Source organism: Microbacterium paraoxydans (assembly GCF_018224615.1).
GTDB lineage: Bacteria > Actinomycetota > Actinomycetes > Actinomycetales > Microbacteriaceae > Microbacterium > Microbacterium paraoxydans_B.
The window spans coordinates 835,649-851,386 of record NZ_JAGTUK010000001.1 but is presented as its reverse complement, the minus strand read 5'-3'; the positions used below and the strand labels follow the sequence as shown (position 1 = coordinate 851,386).

13 protein-coding genes are annotated in these 15,738 nt (G+C 71.9%); 6 read left to right on the top strand and 7 right to left on the bottom strand.

The genetic code is table 11. The annotated features are described in order from the left end of the window. Positions 1–26: 26 nt before the first annotated feature. The gene (locus KE274_RS04025) at positions 27–1,094 is read right to left on the bottom strand and encodes a heparan-alpha-glucosaminide N-acetyltransferase domain-containing protein (protein ID WP_211541361.1); all 1,068 of its coding nucleotides are present in this window, start codon (positions 1,092–1,094) and stop codon (positions 27–29) included. A 47-nt stretch (positions 1,095–1,141) separates the two neighbouring features. Here KE274_RS04025 and lepB point away from each other — a divergent pair, with 47 nt between their 5' ends. Next, positions 1,142–1,819 carry a signal peptidase I gene (lepB, locus tag KE274_RS04020; RefSeq protein ID WP_211541360.1) on the top strand — a complete coding sequence of 226 codons (678 nt, stop codon included), beginning with the start codon at positions 1,142–1,144 and terminating at the stop codon, positions 1,817–1,819. Between the two features lie 15 nt (positions 1,820–1,834). Here lepB and KE274_RS04015 read toward each other — a convergent pair whose 3' ends face one another. From KE274_RS04015 to KE274_RS04005, 3 genes are all read right to left on the bottom strand, one after another. Next, positions 1,835–3,691 (bottom strand): DUF4012 domain-containing protein, encoded by a 1,857-nt coding sequence (locus tag KE274_RS04015; protein ID WP_211541359.1) that lies wholly within the window; start codon positions 3,689–3,691, stop codon positions 1,835–1,837. A gap of 62 nt (positions 3,692–3,753) precedes the next feature. Next, entirely contained in the window at positions 3,754–4,677 is a 924-nt protein-coding gene (locus KE274_RS04010; protein WP_211541358.1) for a nucleotidyltransferase family protein, read from the bottom strand. Between the two features lie 40 nt (positions 4,678–4,717). Beyond that, on the bottom strand, positions 4,718–5,962 hold the full coding sequence (locus KE274_RS04005) for a PqqD family protein (RefSeq protein WP_211541357.1): 1,245 nt from the start codon (positions 5,960–5,962) through the stop codon (positions 4,718–4,720). Between the two features lie 140 nt (positions 5,963–6,102). Here KE274_RS04005 and KE274_RS04000 point away from each other — a divergent pair, with 140 nt between their 5' ends. Next, positions 6,103–7,383, top strand: a complete 1,281-nt coding sequence (locus KE274_RS04000; RefSeq protein ID WP_211541356.1) for a nucleotide sugar dehydrogenase — start codon at positions 6,103–6,105, stop codon at positions 7,381–7,383. A gap of 20 nt (positions 7,384–7,403) precedes the next feature. On the opposite strand, the gene KE274_RS03995 is transcribed toward KE274_RS04000, so the two are convergent. Both KE274_RS03995 and KE274_RS03990 read right to left on the bottom strand, forming a co-directional pair. After that, the gene (locus KE274_RS03995; protein WP_211541355.1) at positions 7,404–8,555 is read right to left on the bottom strand and encodes a glycosyltransferase family 4 protein; all 1,152 of its coding nucleotides are present in this window, start codon (positions 8,553–8,555) and stop codon (positions 7,404–7,406) included. Then, complete coding sequence (locus tag KE274_RS03990) at positions 8,552–9,889, bottom strand: hypothetical protein (protein WP_211541354.1); 1,338 nt, start codon at positions 9,887–9,889, stop codon at positions 8,552–8,554. Before KE274_RS03990 ends, KE274_RS03995 begins: the two co-directional genes overlap by 4 nt. A 172-nt stretch (positions 9,890–10,061) precedes the next feature. Between KE274_RS03990 and gmd the strand changes: the two genes are divergently transcribed. The 4 genes from gmd to KE274_RS03970 are packed head-to-tail and all read left to right on the top strand — an operon-like array spanning position 10,062 to position 14,597. After that, positions 10,062–11,072 (top strand): GDP-mannose 4,6-dehydratase, encoded by a 1,011-nt coding sequence (gene gmd, locus KE274_RS03985; RefSeq protein ID WP_211541353.1) that lies wholly within the window; start codon positions 10,062–10,064, stop codon positions 11,070–11,072. A gap of 2 nt (positions 11,073–11,074) precedes the next feature. Next, positions 11,075–12,259 carry a glycosyltransferase gene (locus KE274_RS16750; protein ID WP_211541352.1) on the top strand — a complete coding sequence of 395 codons (1,185 nt, stop codon included), beginning with the start codon at positions 11,075–11,077 and terminating at the stop codon, positions 12,257–12,259. Beyond that, the gene (locus KE274_RS03975; protein ID WP_211541351.1) at positions 12,256–13,368 is read left to right on the top strand and encodes a DegT/DnrJ/EryC1/StrS family aminotransferase; all 1,113 of its coding nucleotides are present in this window, start codon (positions 12,256–12,258) and stop codon (positions 13,366–13,368) included. Before KE274_RS16750 ends, KE274_RS03975 begins: the two co-directional genes overlap by 4 nt. 5 nt (positions 13,369–13,373) lie before the next feature. After that, a complete protein-coding gene (locus KE274_RS03970; RefSeq protein WP_211541350.1) occupies positions 13,374–14,597 on the top strand; it encodes a hypothetical protein in 1,224 nt (407 codons plus the stop codon). A gap of 10 nt (positions 14,598–14,607) precedes the next feature. Here KE274_RS03970 and wecB read toward each other — a convergent pair whose 3' ends face one another. Then, a complete protein-coding gene (wecB, locus tag KE274_RS03965) occupies positions 14,608–15,738 on the bottom strand; it encodes a non-hydrolyzing UDP-N-acetylglucosamine 2-epimerase (protein ID WP_211541349.1) in 1,131 nt (376 codons plus the stop codon).

Sequence of the window (15,738 nt, the reverse complement as noted above, 5' to 3'; positions counted from 1 at the left end):
GCCGCACCCCTCGCGCGTGCTCCGGGTCAGCGCGCGCGACGCAGCGGCTTGCGTCGCCCCGTCACCCAGCCCATGGCCCACTCGACCGGTCCCGTGCCGACGAAGCGCCACCACAGCCAGCCCACCAGGATCATGCCGGGCACGATCACCAGCCAGCCGAGCCAGGCGTTCTCCTCCGGCCGCCCGTACGCCCCGTTCCACAGCGCGATGAGGCCCACATGCAGCAGGTAGAGCGACAGCGCGACCTGTCCGCACGCCACGAGGGGAACGAACACCGCGTTCCAGAAACGACCGGCCCCACCGCGCGCCGTGGCCGCGAGCACCACCACGACGTACGTGGCCGCCACGAGCCCCACGTCGCGGAGGGTGTCGAACAGGAGCCCGGAGTCCGTCCCGCCGAACTCGGTCACCGCCGCGACGCCCCACGACAGGTAGGCCACGACCGCGACGCCCGCGAGCGCCCACAGCAGCCCGTCCCGCCGCAGGCCGTGCCGGATCAGCAGCGCACCGGCCAGGAAGAACGGCAGCAGGTTCAGCAGCCGGTACGACGGGCTCAGCGCGACCCACTCCAGCAGTTCGTGCAGCGGGCTCGGCGCCGTGTACGCCCACAGCCACCCGCGGGTCAGGCGCACCAGCGGGTCGCTGAGCAGCAACAGCGTCGCGGCGATCGCGATCACCCAGGGCGTGCGGGCGAGCAGCAGCGGCGCGCCCACGATGAGGAGCACGCCGAGGTGACCCAGGATGATCGCCACCCACGAGCCCCACGTCGACATCCACACCCCGAGCGCGATCAGGAACAGTCCGCGCACCACCTGCTGCAGCAGCGTGAGCGGCACGCGCGGGCCCCTGGTCCACAGCAGCTGCGCGGACATGCCCATGACCAGCGCGAACAGCGGAGACGCCAGCTCGTTCAGCATCGAGCTCACGAACGTGACCGCCAGCGGCTTCGCCGGCAGGAAGACGGCCGCGTGGGCGACCAGCATCGCCACGATCGCGATGCCGCGCAGGACGTCGGGGATCAGCTGCCGGTCGGTCGCGCGCACACTCCGCGACACTCCGGTGGACACGGCCTCGGCCTCGGTTCCTCCTCGCATTCCCTGACACTATTGGGTGCACCACCGACCGCGCGACCGGAGAGAGCATGACGACGACCGAGCCGTCCCCGCCACGACGCCGGCTGCGCGTGAGCGTGTGGGTGCACATCGCGCTCGCCCTCGTGCTCGCGCTGCTGATCGTGGCATTCGTGGGGCAGCCGTCGTCGAACTCGATGGCGCCGACGCTCGAGCCGGGCGACCGCCTGATCGTGAACCGCCTCGCCTATGTCGCCGCGGACCCCCAGCCGGGCGACATCGTGGTGTTCCGCCCCGGGGGCGGATGGGAGCGCCCCGCGCCGACCGGAAACCCCCTGCGCGACGCCCTAGACGCGGCGGGCGAAGCCACCGGGCTCCGCCCCTATGTGCTGGTGAAGCGGGTGATCGCCGGCCCGGGGCAGACCGTCGAGTGCTGCGACGCCGACGGCGCGGTGCTGGTAGACGGCGAACCGCTCGACGAGCCCTACGTGACGCACGACCTGCCCTTCACCGCGGGCGAGCTCGACTGCGACACGACCCCTGCCTCGACGCGCTGCTTCCCCGCGCTGACCGTGCCGGAGGGCTCGTACCTCGTGCTGGGCGACAACCGGGCGAACTCGGCGGACTCCGTCTACCCGTGCCGCGGCAGGACCGAGGGTGACGACTGCGCCCGGTGGATGACGCGCGATGAGGTCGTGGGGCAGGCGGGGGCCATCGTGTGGCCGTTCAGCCGCTGGGGCGGTCCCTGACGCGAGCGCCGGGGGTCAGCCGCAGCCGGGAGTCTCAAGCGTGACCGGAGTCTGACGCACCATGGGCGTGGTCCACACGTCGTACGGCCCGTAGTCGGCGCCGGTCGTGCCGTCGGCGCCCTTCATGTCGACCGTGATCACGGCAGCGGTCTGCGGCGGCGTGATCACGTTGATGCGCACCGCCGTCCGGCCCAGGTGCGTGCCCTCGGAGACCAGTTCGTAGCTCTCCGCGCCCTCCACGCCCCAGCCCGTGATCGTGGCACCGACGGGGGCGTACACCACCACGTCCGTGGCGATGTAGCCGGGCTCGAAGTGCGGCCCGGTGATGAAGTACGGAAGGGCGTCGGCTTGCTCCGGCGTGATGTTGTTGGCGAACGTGATGGTCTGGCGGAACGTCGGCGCCCCCGTCGCGGTGCACTGGTCGCTCGACGAGACGACGCTCGCGTCGGCGTAGTAGTCGGTCTTCGCGCCCGTGGTGTCGTTGAAGTACACACCGGCGACCGTCTGGTCGTCGTTCGAGGCGGGGAGCGTCCCGGCGAGCTTGCTTCCCGTGAGCATCGCCTCGATGTCGGGGTTCGACGACCACACCTTCATGCGCCCCTCGTCCGAGGCCTGGCTCAGCGCGTCGAGGAAGCCGAGAGGGCTCTGGATGCCGGTGGTCAGGGCCGAGAAGATCTGCGCGGCGGCCGCGGCGAAGAACTCGTCCTGGGCCGACGCGTCGAGCACCTTCCCCGGGACGTACTCGCCGTAGGAGAAGTACACCTCGTTCAGCAGCAGCGCCACGGCGTTGTCGCTCGTGAGGGTCTCCCCCGTCGCCAGCGGGATCGGCCCCGTGGCCTTGAGCATGTAGCTCAGCGCCACCGGGTCGGTCGAGATCACGTCGTCGAACGGCGGGAGTCCCTCGTCGGCCCACCACGCGCGCATGATCTCGACCGTGGTCGGGAAGTCCGGCGTCGCGGTCATGTTCGGGATCCAGCGGCCGATGATGTCGGAGTACAGGCTCTGCGTCTCGGGGTCGAGCGGGGTGATGCTCTCCGGGCGCGCGTTGTCGAACTGCACGCTCGTGGCCTGGGTCGTCAGCTCGATGCGGCCGTCGGTCGCGGTCACCAGCGCCAGCGCCGCCGGGTTGCCTCCCGACGCGCGCAGCTCGGAGTTGCCCTGGAACATGAGCAGGTACGTGCGCGGGGTGCCCTCGCCCAGGGCCGCGGGCAGCACGCGCAGGATCGGAGCGAGGGTGCCGAGCGTGTCGTCCACGCGGGAGACCGCGTCGTCGAGCGTGCCCAGCGCCCCGGTCACCTGCGGCAGGAGGAACGAGCGATCCGTGTCGTCGATGCTCTTGTTGACGGCGGAGAACACCGCGGCACCGCTCGACACCACCTTCTCCAGGCTGTGCACGGCGGCCAAATCCACGGCGCCGCCGACGGGGCGGAAGGCGGCGAGGTCGAGCGTGGGGACGGCCGAGACCCCGAAATCGGCCAGGTCGTCCACGCCCTCCGCCGCGGTGCGGATCGCGACGAGGTTCGGGCCGAGGAACGGGATCCACTCCGCGACCGTCCACACGCCGTCCTGCGTCTGAGCGACGGCGGCGGCCGCGGACTTCTGCAACGCGGCGGCGTCGGCAGTCGCGCCCTCCGTGTCGCCGGCGACGATCTTCGCCGGCAAGCCGCTGGCGACCGGGATCGCACGAGTCAGCGCGTCCCGCACGGTCAGGGCCTTCGACACCGCGATGCCGCCGACCACCGCGGCGGCCACGAGCACGAGAGCGACGACGCCGAGGGTGATCCAGACGATGCGACGCCACGGGGCACGACGCGGAGGTTCGCGACGCGCCTCGGCACGCAGCTGGGCACGGGTGGGAGCGGAGGAAGACATCGCGACCTATTCAAGCGCAGTTCCCCGGGAGAACGCCGGTGGCCGCCCCGACCGGCCGCGGTTCAGCGACGACGCAGATAGCCCAGCAGGGACCGGAAGCCGCGAGCCCACCGTCGCCGCTGGAACGCCAGGGCCTCGCGACGGCTCGGACGGCGGTGCGGGTCGTTGCGGGGGATGTCGTCCCGCGGCACCCACAGCGCGTGCAGCACGACGCGGGGCTTGTCGCGCAGCGGGGCGTCGGCGACCTCCCTGATCCACAGCGACGCGGCCTTCGCGGGCGCGGGCTGCTGGTTCTTCAGCCACAGCGCCTTCTCGTCGGCGGTGGCGTCGTCTGCGGTGAGCGGCAGGCCCAGCTCCGCGATCAGCTCGCGCAGGACCCACTGGGCGCGGCCGCCGCGCACGATGTCGCAGAACTCGCGCACCTCGGCCGTCGTGAAGCCTGTCGCGAGCGCCCGGCGCACGGACTCCGCGTCGCGGCGGTTCTTGGCGACGTGCGGGTCGCGGGCGGCGTGCAGCGCCACCACGGCCGCCATCCCCGCGCGCGACGGCGTGAGCACGGCGCCCCCGCCGTCGCGGTGCACCTCCCGCCCCTGCCACAGCAGCTCGAACACGACCTCGGGCGCGGCGAGGAAGCCGGGGAAGAAGCGGTGCAGGTCGAGGTCGCACGGCCAGTCGTCGTGGATCAGCGTCACCGAGTGCAGGTCGATGAAGGTCGGGGGCACACGACCGGCGCGGGTGTGCCAGCCGCGCCGCTCCAGGTGGTCGCGCAACGCGGGCAGGGCGGCGGGGTCGACGAGCACGTCGGCGTCGGCGGACGGCCGGCGGTCGCGCAGCCCGTACTCGGCGGCATAGGGGCCTTTGAGCGACAGGGCCCGCACCCCCGCGGACGCTGCAGTGTGCGCGACCAGGGCGTGGGCGAGCCGACCAGCGGCGTCGATCGGCAGCGCGCTGGATCCTGCCGCCGCGGCCTGTCGTTCCACGGTCATCGGCTCCTCCCCCGCTCCCCGGTCATCCGTCGGCACCGATTCACGGTCGCACCACCAGTCGCGCCCGTTCGAGCGAGGCCAGCAGCGCGTCGACGTCGTCCGCCACGACCTCCGGCTCCACGCCGTACTGCGCCGAGAGCTCCGCCAGCAGCGACTGCCGTCGGACGGTGCGGCCCCGCACCAGCACGTGCCACACCGACTGCGCGGAGTCGCGCAGGGCGAGAGGGGCGGCGCCCGGCGTGCGGAGATCGAGCGCAACGGTCGATGCGCCGTGGTCGGCCCAGGCCACGTCGTCCGCGATGCGCCAGCTCCCGTCGGTCGACAGCAGTCCGCGCTCGAGCAGCCGCGCCCGTGCCGCCGAGATCTCCGGCTCCGGCACGGCCCCGCGCACCCCGGTCCAGACGGCGGACTCCGCGGTGTCGAGCACCGCACACCGTCCGCCCTCCGCCATGAGCACGATCACATGCCCGCCCTCCGTCACGAGCGCGTCGGTCACGCCGGACCGGTGGAGCCTGTCCTCGCCGGGTCCACCCGGCAGCGGTTCCGCGGCGGGAGGCTCCCGGTGTCCGGGTCGCGGCGACGCGTCTCTCCGCGCGGCGATGCGCACGTGCTCCTCCTCCGGCGAGCGCACACTCACGACACCCACGCGCTCGATCAGCCGCGCGAGCGAGCGCAACGGGTCGCGCGCCGCGGGGAACGGCGCGGCCGCCTCCGCGAGGATCGGCAGCGCCGTTTCGAGCGCGACCGGCGTCGCCTGCTCCCCCGGCACCAGGATGCCCGCGAGGCGCAACCGGGCCGGGGCCTCGGGCACCCCCGCGATCTCGGAGGGTGCGGCGATGCCGTCCGGCGTCGGGACGGGTGCCGCGCAGGGACGCACCGTACCCAGCGGATCGACCGCCACGAGCGTGCGGCCGAGACTCACGTGGTCCCCGTGCCTGGCTCCAGGCGAGAAGGCGTCTGCGGCGCCCCCGAGCACGAGCACCGCACGGTCGCCGTCGACCAGGAGCGCCGCCTCCGGTGCCCACACGTCGCGGTCGGCGAGCACCTCTCGCGCGGCGTCGAACACGGCTGCGCGCAGTCCCGGGTCCTGCGTCGTGAGGTGTTCGGCGACGAAGAGCGTGCGGTCGACGGCAGCGTTCTCCGGCGCACCCGCGTCCGCCCATCCGCGCGCGAACGCCGCCATGCGGGCCGCGTCCCCGCGATCGGCCTCGATCGCGATCACCGCCCCCGCGACGTCGAGGACCCGGCGCCGCGGTGACGCCGGTCGTTCGTGGGCAGTGTTCATCGGGTTCATTCAACCGCAGAAGCGGGTGCCCGTCGGCCGCCGGCGACGTCGTGTCTCGACCTCCGAAGAGGCCGGAATGCCGCATGACAGACTAGGTTCGTCTCGGCGCGCCCGCGTCGCCCCACCGAATGGAGTCCTCCATGCTCGACCGTTCCCGCCCCGTCGTCGTCATCGGACAGGGGTACGTCGGGCTGCCGCTCGCGATGCGCGCCGTGGAGGTCGGCTATGAGGTGGTCGGACTCGATCTCGACCGCGTGCGCATCGAGGCGCTCAGCGACGGCCGGTCGTTCGTGGAGGACATCTCCGACCAGACCGTGCGCGCGGCGCTCGACTCGGGACGCTATCGCGCGAGTGCCGACTACGGCACAGCGCGCGACTTCGGGGTCGCGGTCATCACGGTGCCGACGCCGCTCAAGGAGACGCTGCCCGACCTGTCCTTCATCGAATCGGCCGCCGCGTCGCTGGCGCCGTTCGTCACGCAGGGCGCGACCGTGGTGCTCGAGTCCACCACGTACCCGGGCACCACGGAGGAGCTCATGGTGCCCCTGCTGGAGAAGGGCTCCGGCCTGACCGCCGGCACCGACTTCTTCGTGGGCTACAGCCCCGAGCGCATCGACCCGGGCAACCCGCGCTGGAACTTCGTGAACACGCCCAAGGTGGTCTCCGGCATCGACGCCGGCTCTCTCGCGCACGTGGACGCCTTCTACTCCTCACTGGTCGAGCGCACCGTACCGGTGTCCACGCCGAAGGAGGCCGAGCTCACGAAGCTGCTGGAGAACACGTTCCGCCACGTCAACATCGCCCTCGTCAACGAGCTCGCGGTCTTCGCGGACGAACTCGACGTGAACGTGTGGGAGTCGATCGACGCCGCGGCCACCAAGCCCTTCGGCTTCATGAAGTTCACCCCGGGCCCCGGCGTCGGCGGACACTGCCTGCCGGTCGACCCCAGCTACCTGTCGTGGCAGGTGCGGCGCACACTCGGCAAGAGCTTCCGCTTCGTCGAGCTCGCGAACGACGTGAACGAGAACATGCCGGCGTACGTGGTGCAGCGCGTGATCGAGCTGCTCAACGCCGACCGCAAGGCGCTGAACGGCTCCACGGTGCTGCTGGCGGGGGTGGCGTACAAGAAGAACTCGGGCGACAGCCGCGAGTCTCCGGCCCTGCGCATCATCGACCTGCTCGCCGACTTCGGCGCGACCGTCCTGGCGGCCGACCCGCACGTGGTGGAGGCGCGGTGGCCGCAGACGGCCGAGCGGCGCGAACTCACCGCGGAGACCATCGCCGAGGCCGACCTGGTGATCCTGGTGACCGACCACGACCGTTTCGACTTCGCGCTGCTCGAGCGCCACGCGGAGGCGGGCGACGTGACCGTGTTCGACACCCGCAACCGTCTGGGCAGCGCGAGCGTGCACCGGCTCTGAGTCGGCGCTCGCTGCACCGGTCAGCGCAGCTCGACGTCGAGCGCCGACACCCACACGTGCGGCGGCCTGGGCCTGGCGCGCCACCGCTCGTAGGTCTCCCCGGCCGCCCGGCGCTGGCGCAGCCGATCCTCGGGGGCCGCCGACGCCTGCTCCTGCAGCGCGTGAGCCCACGCGCCCACCTCGCGTGCCACCACCACGCCCCCGCCCTCCGACAGCACCTCGGTCCACGGGGTGTGCGGGGAGACGGCCACCACGCACGACGCCGACAGCGCCTCCGCGATCACGTGGCCGAAGTTCTCTCCCGCCGTTGGCATGACCAGCAGTTCGTGCGGCGCGAGCGTGGAGACCACATTCTCCGGCGAGACCGGACCGTGGAAGGTCACCGTGACGTGCGCGGGGAGACGCCGCACGAGCTCTTCGCAGCGCCGGAAGTAGGCCGCGTCCTCGCGTGAGCCGTACACACCGAGGTGCACCGGAGCGGTGACCGATGCGAGGGCCTCCAGCGCGAGGTGCAGCCCCTTGTGCTCGACGATGCGGCCGAGGAACACCGCCCGCAGCGGCCCGTCCACGGGCTCGGGGGTCAGGGCCGTCGCGGGCAGCAGCGTGTCGTTCTCGCGTTCGACGATGACGGCGCCTTCTCCCCACAGGCGGCGGATGTCCGCGGTCTCGTGCGGCGCGGTGGAGTGCCACACCACGCGCCGCGGCAGGCCGAGCAGGCGGAACAGGCGCAGGTACACGCGCTTCTTCAGCGCGCGCCGCGAGAGCGCGCCGTCGCCGAACTCGCCCCGCGGCGCCAGCAGCACCCGCGCGCGCCCCCAGAAACCCAGCCGCCACAGCAGGAGCGGTGCGATCGAGAGGCGCGGGTTCATGAAGCTGTTGAGGTGGATGAGCGCGGGCCGCCGGCGGCGTACGGCACGCAGGGCACGCACGTAGCCGAGGGGGGAGCCGAGCGCGGCGTAGTACACCTCGGCACCGTCGCGGCGGGTCCACCGGCCGGCGGGCACGGGCAGCCGCTCCGTCTCGCCCAGGTCGCGGTCGGCGGTGAGCACGAGCGGGGCGAAGCCCTCCGGGGCGCTGTCGACGAGCGCGGCGATCGACCGGACCGGTCCCCCGCCGCGGAACGCGGGAGGGTAGTACGGCGCGAACACCGCCACGCGCGTCGGCGGCGTCATGGCCGCTCCTCCGCTGCCTTCGCCTCGCGCCGGGCCGCGCGGCGCTTGACCGCGGTCTTCTCCAGCAGCAGGAACAGCATCACGGGCAGGAACGACACGAAGAACTGCAGCACGCCGATCGTGCGGTCGGGGAACGTCGAGAACCATCCGAGCGGACCGCTGAAGATCAACCCCATCAGGACGATGCGCAGCACGGTGAGATCGCGGCCGCCCCGCAGCACCACGGCGCCGATCAGCGCCCAGAACGCATACCAGAGCAGCAGATACACCGGGCCGCCCAGCACGTACGTGGTCGTGACGGGCAGGAACGAGTACGTCGAGGTGGCGCTGCCGCCCAGGTACATGTTGATCCGGATACCGGTCGAGATCGTCGGTCGGTCGGGGTCGAGCACCCGCGGCACCAGACCGTAGCGCAGCATCTCGATGGGCCCCGGCTGGCCGAGCTCGAGCGGCACCTCCGTCACTTCGGTCGCGCGTGCGATCTGCTCGTCGAACCGCAGGCGATCGAACGCACCGACCTGGGTGCTGACGGCGACACCCGTGGACTGACGCAGCTCGTTGCGGATCTCGAACGCGAGGGGCCATGCGACCAGCACCACCAGCAGCGCGATCACGGCATAGCGGATGCGGATCACGCCGAACAGCAGCAGCATCATCATGAGGCTGGTCGTGAACGCCATGAGGGAGGCCGTGAGCGCCGTCAGGTAGGCCTCGATCGCCTGCCCGACGACGACGGCGGCGATCCAGATCCAGAAGGCCCGCACCGAGAGCTGTCCCGCGAGCCGGGCCGCGATCAGCAGCGCGACACCGATCGTGGGCCACCCGCCGACCAGCGCGGAGGCCATCGCGAGCGGGGCCGAGACGGCGACGAGCCCGATCTGCGACTGGATGGACCCGATGCCGGCCGCCGCGGACAGCACCCCGACCGCCACGCCGACCGCGGTCACGATGTAGGCCGCGCGCCGCAGCGCGGGGCCGTACTCGTTGAGCCGGGCGAGCGTGGTGTCGAGCCGGAGCTGCCCACGCTCGCGCTGCCTCTCGATGCGCGACGAGCGGGCGATGGCGATCAGCAGCTCGACGAAGAGCGTGGCGGCGAGCGCGATCGCGAACACGCCGACGATGAACCCGAGGTGCTCGTTGTCATTCCACACGGCCTGCGGCAGGATCAGCACCACGTAGGGCAGGGCGAGAGCGACCGAGATCGGGAACGCGCGGAACAGACGCTGGAACCGTGGTGCACGCTCGGCGGGCGGAGGCGTGGTCGCATCGTCACCGGCGTCCACGCCCAGCGACGGGGAGGTGTGCGACTCCCGCGCGCCGGAGAGTGTGTCCATCGAGAAGCCAGCTCGCCCTTCGTGCGGTTCGGATCCGGGAGAGGGACGCGGTGAAGCCGGCAGCCGTCCGGCCGCCGGCGGGCAGAACGGACGAATCCCCCGACGCCCTAGGATAGTCACGATCCGGAACCGCCGGCAGACAAATCGCAGCTAGCACGCACAAAGGGCAGAGATGAAGAAGGCGCTCGTAACAGGCACCACCGGACAGGACGGCAGCTACCTCGTCGAACTCCTGCTCAGCAAGGGATACGAGGTCCACGGCACCAAGCGCCGCTCCTCCTCCTTCAACACCTCCCGGCTGGAGGAGGTCGCCAGGACCGAGGGCCACCGGCCGTCCGACCTCATCCTCCACTACGCCGACCTGTCCGACTCCGGCTCGCTGACCAACCTCATCCGCGACGTGCAGCCCGACGAGATCTACAACCTCGGCGCGCAGAGCCACGTGGCGGTGTCGTTCGAGATCCCCGAGTACACCGCCGACGTGACCGGTGTCTCCACGATCCGCCTGCTGGAGGCCATCCGCGCGAGCGGCGTCGACTCGCGCTTCTATCAGGCGTCGTCGTCCGAGATGTTCGGTTCCACTCCGCCGCCGCAGAACGAGGAGACCCCGTTCCACCCGCGCAGCCCGTACGGCGTGGCGAAGGTGTTCAGCTACTGGGCCACCGTGAACTACCGCGAGGCATACGGCCTGCACGCCTCGAACGGGATCCTGTTCAACCACGAGAGCCCCCGTCGCGGCGAGACCTTCGTGACGCGCAAGATCACTCGTGCGGTCGCCCGCATCGTCGAGGGCGTGCAGGACCGCCTGGTGCTGGGCAACCTCGACGCCGTGCGCGACTGGGGCTACGCACCCGAGTACGTCGAGGCGATGTGGCTCATGCTGCAGCAGGACACGCCCGACGACTATGTGGTCGCCACGGGTGAGGCGCACACGGTGCGCGAGTTCGTGCAGGCGGCGTTCGACCACGTCAACCTCAACTGGGAGGACTACGTCAGCACCGACCCCCGCTACGAGCGCCCCTCCGAGGTCGACGCCCTGATCGGCGACTACTCGAAGGCCGAGCGGCAGCTGGGCTGGAAGCCGACCACGACGTTCGCCGGACTCGTGCAGCGCATGGTCGACGACGACCTGCAGCAGGTGCGCGACGAGAAGGCCGGCAAGCACGTCCGGGTGGACATCTGAGCGTGCCGGAGCTCACCCTCGACTTCACCTCCGTCAGCCCGAGCTCGGGCGGAGTCGGCGTGGTGGCGGCGGGGGTCGCCGAGGGCCTCGCCGCGGCCGGGGTCCCGTTCCGCTGCCTCGTGAACGCCGAGGCCGCCGATGCCTGGGCTGAGCGCCTTCCCGCGCTGACCTCGGCCATCGTCCCCGTGACCGTGGCGCTGAGCGCGACCAGCCGGTGGCAGCAGGCTCTGCGCCGGCTCGTCCCGCGGTCGTCGAAGATCGCGCAATTGCTGATCGGTCGCGTGCGCGCCGTACGGGCGCGCTCCACGACGGACGCGCTCGGCGACGGCGTGGTGTGGCAGCCGTTCCACCGCGTCCCCCTGGGCGGCGGGCGCTCCGTGGTGACGGTGCACGACCTGCGCGTGTTCGAGCCCGGTCTGGCCTCGCCGATGGACCAGGAGATCATCGCGCGCAACGTCGAGGGCGCGGCGGCCGTGATCTGCAGCTGGGCGCACCCCTACGGCAGCCTGGTCGAGCGGTTCCCCGCCGCGGCGGACAAGACCTTCCTCATCCCGCTGCCCGTGCTCAACACCGGCCCCTGGACCGACCGCACCCTGCCCGAGGACGGCACCCTCCGCCTGCTGCTGCCCGGGTTCGTCACGCCGCACAAGAACCATGAGGTCCTCGTGAGGGCGCTGCCGCAGCTGCCCGGTGCGACCGCCGTGTTCACCGGCGCGGAAGACGGCAAGCAGGGCGAGCACCTCCGCGCTCTCGCCGCCGAGCTGGGCGTGGCCGACCGCATCGAGTGGCTGGGCTTCGTCGACGCCGAGCGGCTGGAGGCCGAGTACGCGGCGGCCGACCTGCTCGTGATGCCGACGCGGTGGGAGGCCGCGAGCGGCCCGGTGTTCGAGGCGATCGTGCGTGGCCTGCCGTTCGTGGCCAGCCGGATCCCCCCGATCACCGCGCAGCTCGACACGCTCGGGCTCCCCGCTCCCACGTTCGACCCCGACGCACCCGACGAGCTGGTCGCGGCGATCCGGACGGCCACCGGCGACCACGCGGCATTCGTCGACCGGCTTCGCCCGCTCGGCGCGGAGCTGCGCGACCGCACCTGGCAGCAGATGGCCGAGGAGTACGACCAGGTGTTCGCCTGGGCGGGCGGACGCGGGGACAAGCCGCAGCACCTGATGAGAGGCGACCACGCATGATCCCGGTCTCGGAACCCGACCTCGGCGAGCTCGAGCGCCGGTACCTGCTGGATGCGTTCGACAGCGGATGGATCTCGTCCCGCGGCGCGTACGTCGAACGCGCGGAGGAGCTGCTGACGGCGCTCACGGGCGCCCCCCACGCGGCGGTGTGCAACAACGGAACGACGGCGCTGCACCTGGCGCTGCTCGCGGCCGGGATCGGTCAGGGCGACGAGGTCGTGATCCCCGGGCTCACCTACGTGGCCACGCTCAACGCCGTGTACTACGTGCAGGCCACCCCCGTGGTCGTGGATGTGCTCGACGGGACGTGGTGCATCGATCCCGCCGCGGTGGAGCGGGCGATCACTCCCCGCACCAGGGCGATCCTCGCGGTCGACCTCTACGGGCAGACCGCCGACTACGACGCCCTGCGCCGGATCGCCGACGCACACGACCTCGTGCTCATCGCCGACGCGGCCGAGTCGTTGGGCGCCACGCTGGGCGGACGGGCGGCAGGGTCGCTGGCCGACATCAGCACGTTCTCGTTCTTCGGCAACAAGGTCATCACGAGCGGCGAGGGTGGCGCGGTCACGACCCCCCACGCCGACCTGCACGCGGCCGTGCTCCAGCTGCGCAACCAGGGCAATCACCCGACCCGTCGCTACTTCCACGACATGGTGGGCTACAACTACCGCATGACCAACGTCGCTGCGGCCATCCTCACCGCGCAGCTCGAGCGCGCGCCCGAGCTGATCGCGCAGCGGCGCCGCGTGGTCGAGCAGTACGAGCACCTGCTCGGGGGCGATGAGCGCGTGCGTGCGCAGGACACCGCGCCCGGCGCCTCGCCGACCCCGTGGATCTACTCCGTGCGCCTGGTGGGCCGCTCCGCCGCCGAGCGCGACGCCGTGATCGCGGCCCTCGCTGCGCGGGGGATCGAGTCGCGCCCCGTATTCCCGCTCGTGCAGGACATGCCGTTCGTGCCGGAGGCCCAGCGCACGCAGACCCCGGTCGGCGCGGCGATCTCGCGCGAGGGCATCAGCCTGCCGACCTTCCCGCGACTCGACGATGCGGCCGTCGGCGAGGTGTGCACGGCCCTGCAGGACGCGTTGACCGCCCTGCGCGACGGCTAGGCACCGTGGCCGCGCGTCTGATCCCCGGGTTCTCGGGCAGCCGCCGCGTGATCTTCGCGGTCGGCGGCAACGGGATGGTGAGCCTGGCGAGCCTCGCTCTGTCGATCACGGTCGCGCGGGCGTCGTCGGTCGCGGTGTTCGCGGCGTTCTCCCTCGCGATGGTCGCGTACCTGTTCGGGTCGGGGCTCATCCGCTCCGCCCTGACCGACTCCGCGCTCTCCCGGCCCGGTGACCGCGACACGTTCGACCGCAGCTTCCGGCGCGCCTCCCTCGTGGCGCTCGCCGGCGCCGCGGTCGTGGTGGTCTGGGGCCTGGCGACGGCGAACGACTTCCTGGTCGTGCTGGGCATCGCGTTCCACGGCCTGATCGTGTTCGACTTCCTGCGCACGTTCGACTCCGCCGCGGGAGCCGCCGGTCGGGCCATGGTCGCCACGACCGCGTGGTCGGTGCTTACGATCGCCGCCGCGGCGCTGTCGATCGCGGGGCACCTGGACGCACGGGTCGTGTACCTCACCTGGGCTGCGAGCGGAGCGCTGGCGGGCTACGTGCTGATGGCGGTCGCCCGCACGCCGGTGCTCCCCCGCTGGTCCCGTCACCGCGACGACACCAGGGTGAGCGGCCTGTTCGCCCTCGACTACGCGGTCGGCTCGGGCGGAGCACTGTTCACCACGGGCCTGCTCGGGCTCGTCTCCGACGGGCGAGTGCTGGGCGCCGTGCGCGGTGCCGGCACGCTCCTCGGTCCGCTGAACCTGATCGCGACCACGGTGCGCTCACTGCTGCTGCCGTTCCTGTCCCGGCGCGACGACGTGCAAGGGCGGCAGATCAGGGCGGCACTGCGGGTCGCCCTGCTGCAGGTCGCCGTGCTCGCACCGTTCCTGATCGCGCTGCAGTTCCTTCCGGACGCGTGGGGCGAGCAGCTGCTCGGCGACACGTGGCAGCTCGCGAGCCTCGCCCTGCTGCCGCTGAGCCTGGAGGCCGTGTTCGCGCTGATCGGCGCGGTCGCGAACTCCGGTCACCGCGTGGCCTTCGCGGGCGGTCGCAGCCTCACGCTGCGCCTCGCCGTGGGCATCCCCCGGCCGTTCGTGGTGCTCGCCTGCGCGCAGGTGTGGGGCATCCCGGGCGCGACGTGGTCGATGGCGGCGATCGCCGCACTCAACGCCGTGGTGTGGTGGGCGAGCTACTACCACCTGTCGCGGCGACCGCGTCCCGAGGGCCCGCCGGTCGCCTGACGCGTATGCCTCAGGCGTCGGTGTTCAGCAGTCCGAGGCGTCGTCGGTGCGACGCCACCGTGCCGTGGATGAAGCTCACGACGCGCTGTGCCGTGTCGTCGATGCGGTAGTCGGCGGGTGTCTCCGGGCGCCGGGACCTGCCCAGCACCAGGCGCACCGCGGCGAGCACGCGCTCGGGCTCGATGCCCGCGGTGACGATGGCACCGGTGTCGACCGCTTCCGGGCGCTCGATGAAGTCGCGCAGCGTGACCGCCGGGAACCCGAGCAGACTCGACTCCTCGCTGATCGTGCCGCTGTCGGACAGCACGAGCTTCGCTTCCTGCTGCAGCTTGACGTAGTCGTGGAACCCGAACGGCGGGTGGAAGCGCACGTCGTCGCTCTCCGCGATGCCCAGTGCCTCCAAGCGCTTGCGCGTGCGGGGGTGAGTGGAGACCAGGACGGGCAGTTCGTACTCGGCGCTCAGCGCGTGCAGGGCGTCGACGGCGGCACGCAGGCGTTCCGGGTTGTCGACGTTCTCCTCGCGGTGCAGGCTCACCAGGAAGTACTCTCCCGGCTCGAGTCCCGCGCGGGACACGGCGTCGCTCGCGTCGATCTGCGCGCGGTTCTGCTCCAGCACCTCGCGCATGGGCGAGCCGGTGAGCAGTATCCGCGAGGGGTGGAGTCCCTCCGCGAGCAGGTTGCGCCGGGCATGCTCGGTGTAGACGAGGTTGTAGTCGGCGACGTGGTCGACCAGGCGGCGGTTGGTCTCCTCCGGCACGTTCTCGTCGAAGGAACGGTTGCCCGCCTCCATGTGGAACACGGGCACCTTGAGCCGCTTGGCGATCACGGCCGAGATGCAGCTGTTGGTGTCGCCCAGCACGACGAACGCGTCGGGCTGCTCGGCGCGCAGCACCTCCTCGGTCTTGGTGAGGATGGACCCCAGCGCGGCGCCGAGCGACGACGTGTCGGCCTCCAGGAAGTGATCGGGGCGGCGTAGGCCGAGGTCTTCGAAGAACACCTCGTTGAGCTCGTAGTCGTAGTTCTGCCCCGTGTGCACCAGCACCTGGTCGGTGTGCTCGTCGAGCAGCTTGATCGTGGCGGAGAGACGGATGATCTCGGGGCGGGTACCGACCACCGTCATCACCTTGAGCTTGTCGGCCAT